This is a genomic window from Pectobacterium polonicum, assembly GCF_005497185.1.
Classification (GTDB): Bacteria; Pseudomonadota; Gammaproteobacteria; order Enterobacterales; family Enterobacteriaceae; genus Pectobacterium; species Pectobacterium polonicum.
Genome location: NZ_RJTN01000044.1, coordinates 1 through 6,819 on the forward strand (window position 1 = coordinate 1; position 6,819 = coordinate 6,819).

A 6,819-nucleotide genomic window follows, 5' to 3' on the forward strand; every position below is an offset into this window, starting at 1 on the left:
TTGCGAATTCTCAATAAATGATAAAAAATTCAGCTTGAAGTTTTGTTTGTTATTTTCAAACCTTTCATTTAGTGATGAGGTGGATATTTTAAAATTAAATAGTGACCATGTCGATGAGAAGTATATGAAGTGGATAGGGATACTTAATGTTGCCAATCATGCAAAGGTAGGAGTATTGAAAATAATAGGGAAAAGGGAGAGAGTTAAAGGTTGGTCGATGAGTTTCGCTGGGGGTGTTTATTTTAATTTTCGCATTGATAGAAATGAAAGGGTTTATAAACTATCGAATGCAAATACAATTAATAAAATTAGGGTTGGTAATTTCTAGTTTGACTATATCGCCTTTACTTCAGTAGCTATTTTTAAGGCGGGAGTCGTGTGAGTTGTGCAATTAAGTGTTTGTATTCCGCTTTCACTTCGTCATGGTCATAGCCAACACACGAACCACATGAGTACCAGGAACGTTCGAATTCATACTCTTCTCCATTTTCAGCCGTTCTCAAATCGGTAAACGTACCCTCCGATACAAACCCAGACAAATCCGCCTCGTTTACAGCGCGAGCCACATTGCTCTCAGCTTGGTCAGCAAGCATTTTCATTATTGACACTGACGCTTTAGCTTCCCAAAGATGGACGGAGAACGGAAAATCAAGTTTTGCCATATTTATATCCCATATTAATAATTTCACACCTAATAATTAATCCAAACCAATCGGAATTACTATTAGCGCACCAAAATCGGCATTACAGAACGATGCATTGATTTTGCGAATTCACTTTATATACCATTAAATTCCTCAATCATTCTATTTTTTGCCGACCCTTCCCCCCAACAACTCATTCAAAATAGCTGCCCCACATTAAACGGGTTTGTCAGCGCAGGCAATATTTTGCTTTTTCCATCTCATTCACAACCACACACCCATGACCTTCCAAAAACAACATTAAATATAAAATCCTGAATTTTTTACTGCATGGGCCACAAAATTTAAAAAACCGGTAACTGCACAGTTCTTATTGTTTGCAGCCCTGAAACACTCATTTCTCCAACATCACGCCATTGCTCAACGAACAGAGGAATGGAGTGATGGTTCTCCCAACCCGACGTCGCGCTGCGCACTACAGCGCGCTCATTTTTCTCTCCGCCGCTCTGATGCTGGTCAGTCCATTGACTGCCCATGCCGACACACCAGCCCAGCGTCAAGAACTGGCTGCCACACTGCGCCAGCTCAACGCCCTGGAGCGCTTCGTTGCACAGAGCGCATCCAGAGTCCCCACAGTACCAGGCGAGCGCTATTACTTCGACTACCCCCGGCTGCTCGATGATTTAGCGCGTGTACGCGCAGGCATCCAGTTTTATCTGTCACCGTCCCGCGCCCAGCCGCGCGACGCCACCGCGCTGAGCAGTCACTACCGCCAGGAATCGGTATCCGAGCGCAGCAACGTCTCCCCAGAAGGCCAGCCATGACTGCCGCACAGATCAGCGCCTTCCAGGCGAACAGCAGTATCACACCTGCGGCCATGTCCACTGTCCTGATCGGCATCGTGTTCGCTGTTCTGCTGCTATGGGGCGCATGGGCCATCCGTACCGCCTACGTCGGCTGGGCCGAGAACCAGCTCAACCAGCGTCAGTTCCTCGGTGTCATCGTGCGCTTTCTCGCGATGTACCTCGTGCTGACGTTTTTCCTCCTCTCGTAACCAGAAAGGATCTACCCCATGAAATACCACCACTCTCCCACTCGCCTCGTTCAGCGCGTCGCGCTGGCTTTGAGCATGACCACCTTGCCCTCACTGTCATTCGCACAGGGATTGCCGCAGCTGGAAAATCCCTCGCGAGGCACCGGTGGCGGCATTATGGAAACCATCCGCAACTACGGCTACGACATCGTCCTGTTGGTCGCGCTTCTGGTAGTCGCCAGCATGTTCATCGGTGTGTGCTATCACGCGTACGGCACCTACGCCGAGATCCACAACGGCAAGAAAACCTGGGGCCAGTTCGGCCTGACGGTTGCGGTTGGGGCCGTGCTGCTGGTGATCGGTATCTGGCTGCTGACCGAAGCTACTGGCATTTTGTGAGAGGGACTGGACATGTCAGCGCATCCTCATACCCGCGCAGACGGCACCGTCACGTTCCTGCCGCATCGGCTCAATCGGCATCCGGTGGTGGTGCGCGGTCTGACGGCCGATGAGCTATGGATCTGTTGTGGCCTGTCCGGCAGCGCCGGGTTGCTAATCGGTATCCCGCTGTCCTGGCTACTTTCGACCATCGCTCTGGCACCAACCTGCATTGTGCTGGGCATCGCCTGTGGCGTATTCGTCGGTGGCGGCTTCCTGCGACGACAGAAACGCGGCCGACCCGACACCTGGCTGTACCGTCAGTTTCAATGGCGCATCACGACCCGCTACCCGCTTCTCACAGGCTGGGTGGGCGGGCACCGGCTGATCACACGCTCAGGCTTCTGGTCGAATAGAAGGACGGTGCGATGAGCCGATTCAAGAACGAAGTGGCGCACCTACAGGCACACATCAAAACCCTTCGTATCGGTGCCAGTGCATTACTTCTGGTGTCACTGGTGATGGGGGCCGGTTGGTGGAGCGCACCGCGTGACTTGACCATTCACGTACCGCCCGACCTGCGCTCGGGGAGCGCACGCGCCTGGTGGGAGGTGCCACCCGAGTCGGTCTACGCTTTCACCTTCTATGTATTCCAGCAACTCAACCGCTGGCCAACCAATGGGGAAGAGGACTACGCACGCAACCTGCATGCATTGTCATCGTACCTCACCCCAGCATGCCGTGCCTTTCTGCAGGCGGATTACGACTACCGCCGCAGTACAGGAGAACTGCGGCAGCGCGTACGCGGTGTCTACGAAATTCCAGGGCGCGGCTATGGCGACAACCCCACCGCACGGGTGCGCACAATATCCAACCGTGACTGGGTGGTGACCCTCGACCTCAGCGCCGACGAGTACCACGGCCCGGAACAGGTCAAACGCGCTTTCGTACGCTACCCGGTGAAAGTCGCACGTGCCGATGTCGATCCGGCACGTAACCCGTTTGGCCTCGTGCTTGATTGCTACGACGGTGCCCCGCAACGCATCACAGCCCCCACACCGGAGCCACCGAGTCGTGGCGGTCTGGGTACACAGGGAGAAACCCCATGAAACATCACCCTCTCCGTCTCATCTGGCTGGGACTGTTGACCCTGATGCTGACGCCCGTTGTCCATGCTGTGGAGATCCTGCACTGGGAGCGACTGCCGCTTGCCGTTCCCCTTATGGTCGGACAGGAACGCATTGTGTTTGTGGATCGCAACATCCGTGTTGGCGTCCCGGCCAGCGTCGGCGATCGGCTGCGCGTACAGAGTGCAGGGGGGGCAATTTACCTGCGAGCCAGTGAGCCCATCGAACCCACCCGATTGCAGTTGCAGGACGCTGACAGCGGCACGCTGATTCTGCTCGACATTGCGGCCTCCCCCGCCAAAGACGGTGAACCGGTGCTTGAACCGGTACGCATCGTTGAGGGCAAGACCACGCCACCGCGCTACGGCCAGCAACGGGACAGCGAAACCGACGCTCCCATCACAGAACAGGACAGGCCGACACGACGTGAAACACCCGTGGCCGTGGTACTGACGCGCTACGCTGCACAGAATCTGTACGCCCCACTGCGCACCATTGAACCTGTACCCGGTATTGTGCGCGTGAACCTGCGCCGCGACCTGCCACTCGACACCTTACTGCCTACGCTGCCTGTTCAGACGACCGCGCTGGCATCATGGCGGCTGGAAGACCAGTGGGTGACTGCCGTGCGGCTGACCCATATGGCGGGGGGCTGGATCGAACTCGATCCGCGCACACTTCAGGGCGACTTCCTCACCGCCACTTTCCAGCATCCAGCGCTTGGCCCACGCGGCACCCCCGAAGACACCACCGTGCTGTATCTGGTCACCCGCAAGCATGGGCTATCACAGTCGTTGCTACCCGCCATCCAACGCTTTGATCCCGCCAGGTACGTGCAAACCACAACAAACCCGGCGATGGAGGTGCAGTATGCGCAGTAACGGTCTGCTGAAATGGCTGATGATCCCCGTCGCACTGCTGGTCCTGTTCGTTGGCATCCGCATGTTCTCTGGTGGCAGCACACAATCCCCTGCCTCGACAGAGACAGCCAGCCAGCTCACCCCGGAGGAAATGAAGGCGCTGGGCATAGAAGGGGACACACCCCGTGATACGGTCGCGACCCTGGTAGCCCAGGTTCGACAACTGCGCACCGAGCTGCAAACTGCCACCACCGACAACCGGGTACAGAGAGAAGAAAACCAGCGTTTGCGTCAGCGTGAAAGCGCCATTGACCAGCGCATCAGCACCGCACTGGAGTCCGAACGAACCAGCCTGCGCCGCGATCAGGAACAACTCAGCAGCGAGCGCCAGAAGACCGAGGGTCTGCTGGCAGATTTGCAGCGGCGGCTGGACAGCATGGGCAGCGGCGGTCACGGCGACCTGCCTGTCGGCCTCGGCCTGCAAAACGGGGATGCGGAAGGATTCAGCGACGAGACCACGATCCGCTGGGTAGAGCCTGACGATGCCAGACAGACTGAGGGCCGTCATGGCAACGCTGCGCCGAGCTTTCCGACACGTTTCGGGCCAGCCCAGAAAACGCTGGAAACCACGGCCAACCCTGTCACCGATGCGGGAGCGAGGGCTGCTGGCGTAAAAACTGCCAAAGCCGTCTACACCGTACCGACCAATTCAACGCTGATGGGCTCTGTCGCGATGACTGCGCTGATCGGTCGCGTGCCCATCGATGGCACCGTCAATGACCCCTACCCTTTCAAAATTTTGGTCGGCCCCGACAACCTCACGGCCAACGGCATCGATATTCCTGATGTAGCTGGAGCGGTATTCAGCGGCACCGCCTCCGGCGACTGGACACTCTCATGCGTCAGGGGGCAAGTGCGCTCCATCACCTTCGTGTTTCATGACGGCACCATTCGCACCATTCCGGAAGACGGCGAACGCAGTAATCAACAAAACAATGACCAGAACGGCCTGGGCTGGATCAGCGACCCCTACGGTATCCCGTGCGTGTCCGGCGAGCGCCGCAGCAATGCCCAGCAGTATCTCGGCACACAGGCGCTGATCACCGCTGCGGGGGCTGGCGCGGCATCGCTCATCGATTCAGACAGCGGTCAGATGTCCTACGCCGGTGCCGACGGCTCCATCGGTACGGTGGGTATCAGCAGCAACGAGGCTGTGGGTCGTATTCTCGCCGGCGGTGTACGCGACATGTCGGACTGGGTCAACAAGCTCTATGGACAGGCATTCGCAGCGGTCTATGTGAAACCAGGCGCACACGTCGCCGTTCACCTCGAAAAAACCCTCGCCATCGACTATGAGCCCGAAGGTCGCAAAGTCGACCACCGCACAGGAGAAAGCCATGCGCTCGAACTGGATTAAACCGCTGGCAATCATGCTATCCGTAGCCGTACTGACCGGTTGCGCCACGAGCAAGGAAGACCTGTTACCTCATGGCGGCCAACCCATGCAGGATATCTGGCAACAAGAGAGCGGCAATGGGGGCCGAGTGGGACAGATGGCCTATCGCCAACTGCTCGATGCCCGCCAAAGCTTGCGTCGTCCACTCAGCCACGCGGCTGTGCAAGCTGCTCCTGCAGAACAGGCACACTACACGCGTACCGCCGCCAATGAAGTACGCAGTCAGTTTCAGCGACTGCCGAATCCCGACCTGCTGATGTACGTGTTCCCGCATCTGGCGGGGACGGACCCAGTTCCAGTGCCGGGTTACACGACTATCTTCCCCCTCTACCAGCGTGTGCAGTACGCAATGCCGGGCGAACGTACGGAGGATTACTGATGGTCTGGTCACGTCCCTCGCGCAAACCCTCGGTGCCTACCAAAGATGAACAACCGGACGGCTGGCAGCGCCACATCGATGCATTACGAAAATCGGGCATTCCCGAACCCGGTGCCACCGTGAGGGAGAACCGCCCCGCTACGCAAGCGGATGAGCAGGCCTTGTACGACGTTGCGCCATCGTTCGTCGCGTTGCTGCCCTGGGTCGAATACCTGCCCGAATCGCAAAGTATGCTGCTGGAAGATGGTATCTCGGTCGCCGCATTCTTCGAACTGACCCCGTTGGGCACCGAAGGCCGCGAGCCAGGCTGGCTGGCTCAGGCACGGGATGCGCTGGAAAACGCGTTGCAGGACAGCTTCGACGAGCTCGACGACAACCCCTGGGTGCTGCAACTCTACGCTCAGGACGAAACCAACTTTGCCCCGTATCTGCAGACCCTGCATGGCTACATCCAGCCGCGAGCGCAGCACTCACGCTTCACCAAGTTCTATCTGCATTCAATGGCCCATCACCTGCGCGCGGTAGCAAAACCGGGAGGCCTGTTCGAGTGTAAGCATCCCGCTTAATTGAACCATTCACTTTTAGAGATCTTCCGACATACTGATTATGTCCCGTTGAGGAGATCGCTATGCGCAAAGCCCGATTTACCGAGCACCAGATCATCGCCGTGTTGAAGTCCGTTGAAGCCGGACGGACCGTCAAAGACGTTTGCCGCGAAGCGGGAATATCCGAGGCTTCGTATTACAACTGGAAAGCCAAGTTTGGCGGTATGGAAGCCTCTGATATCAAAAAGATGAAAGATCTGGAGGACGAAAACCGTCGATTGAAACAGATGTTTGCTGATCTGAGTCTGGAGTGCCGCGCACTCAAAGATGTTATTGAAAAAAAGCTTTAAAACCAGCGATAAAGCGTGAGCTCGTCAGTTATCTGACCGCGCAGTTT

11 protein-coding genes and 1 pseudogene are annotated in these 6,819 nt (G+C 56.7%); 11 read left to right on the plus strand and 1 reads right to left on the minus strand.

Features of this window, described 5'->3' with window-relative positions:
* Nucleotides 1-328 (plus strand): hypothetical protein (locus EDI29_RS22915; protein WP_206664376.1); only part of this gene is annotated, 328 nt, incomplete at its 5' end.
* A 34-nt stretch (nucleotides 329-362) separates the two neighbouring features.
* On the opposite strand, the gene EDI29_RS22195 is transcribed toward EDI29_RS22915, so the two are convergent.
* Nucleotides 363-662 carry a hypothetical protein gene (locus EDI29_RS22195; RefSeq protein WP_137742618.1) on the minus strand — a complete coding sequence of 100 codons (300 nt, stop codon included), beginning with the start codon at nucleotides 660-662 and terminating at the stop codon, nucleotides 363-365.
* A gap of 425 nt (nucleotides 663-1,087) precedes the next feature.
* Here EDI29_RS22195 and EDI29_RS22200 point away from each other — a divergent pair, with 425 nt between their 5' ends.
* The 10 genes and pseudogenes from EDI29_RS22200 to EDI29_RS22245 all read left to right on the plus strand — a co-directional run.
* Complete coding sequence (locus tag EDI29_RS22200) at nucleotides 1,088-1,468, plus strand: integrative conjugative element protein, RAQPRD family (protein WP_137742626.1); 381 nt, start codon at nucleotides 1,088-1,090, stop codon at nucleotides 1,466-1,468.
* Nucleotides 1,465-1,698, plus strand: coding sequence for a TIGR03758 family integrating conjugative element protein (locus EDI29_RS22205; RefSeq protein ID WP_137742619.1), 234 nt, complete (start codon nucleotides 1,465-1,467; stop codon nucleotides 1,696-1,698). The genes EDI29_RS22200 and EDI29_RS22205 overlap by 4 nt, the downstream gene beginning before the upstream one ends.
* A gap of 18 nt (nucleotides 1,699-1,716) precedes the next feature.
* On the plus strand, nucleotides 1,717-2,076 hold the full coding sequence (locus EDI29_RS22210) for a TIGR03745 family integrating conjugative element membrane protein (RefSeq protein ID WP_137742620.1): 360 nt from the start codon (nucleotides 1,717-1,719) through the stop codon (nucleotides 2,074-2,076).
* Nucleotides 2,077-2,088: 12 nt separating this feature from the next.
* Entirely contained in the window at nucleotides 2,089-2,487 is a 399-nt protein-coding gene (locus tag EDI29_RS22215; RefSeq protein ID WP_137742621.1) for a TIGR03750 family conjugal transfer protein, read from the plus strand.
* Nucleotides 2,484-3,164, plus strand: a complete 681-nt coding sequence (locus EDI29_RS22220; RefSeq protein WP_137742622.1) for a PFL_4703 family integrating conjugative element protein — start codon at nucleotides 2,484-2,486, stop codon at nucleotides 3,162-3,164. Before EDI29_RS22215 ends, EDI29_RS22220 begins: the two co-directional genes overlap by 4 nt.
* Nucleotides 3,161-4,063, plus strand: coding sequence for a TIGR03749 family integrating conjugative element protein (locus tag EDI29_RS22225; protein ID WP_137742623.1), 903 nt, complete (start codon nucleotides 3,161-3,163; stop codon nucleotides 4,061-4,063). The genes EDI29_RS22220 and EDI29_RS22225 overlap by 4 nt, the downstream gene beginning before the upstream one ends.
* The gene (locus EDI29_RS22230; RefSeq protein ID WP_137742624.1) at nucleotides 4,053-5,459 is read left to right on the plus strand and encodes a TIGR03752 family integrating conjugative element protein; all 1,407 of its coding nucleotides are present in this window, start codon (nucleotides 4,053-4,055) and stop codon (nucleotides 5,457-5,459) included. Before EDI29_RS22225 ends, EDI29_RS22230 begins: the two co-directional genes overlap by 11 nt.
* Nucleotides 5,440-5,877: a TIGR03751 family conjugal transfer lipoprotein gene (locus EDI29_RS22235; protein WP_137742625.1), complete on the plus strand. Its 438-nt coding sequence runs from the start codon at nucleotides 5,440-5,442 to the stop codon at nucleotides 5,875-5,877. Before EDI29_RS22230 ends, EDI29_RS22235 begins: the two co-directional genes overlap by 20 nt.
* Nucleotides 5,877-6,443 carry a TraC family protein gene (locus EDI29_RS22240; RefSeq protein WP_455650779.1) on the plus strand — a complete coding sequence of 189 codons (567 nt, stop codon included), beginning with the start codon at nucleotides 5,877-5,879 and terminating at the stop codon, nucleotides 6,441-6,443. Before EDI29_RS22235 ends, EDI29_RS22240 begins: the two co-directional genes overlap by 1 nt.
* 62 nt (nucleotides 6,444-6,505) lie before the next feature.
* Nucleotides 6,506-6,819 (plus strand): annotated as a pseudogene (locus EDI29_RS22245) (transposase); the annotation flags it as partial.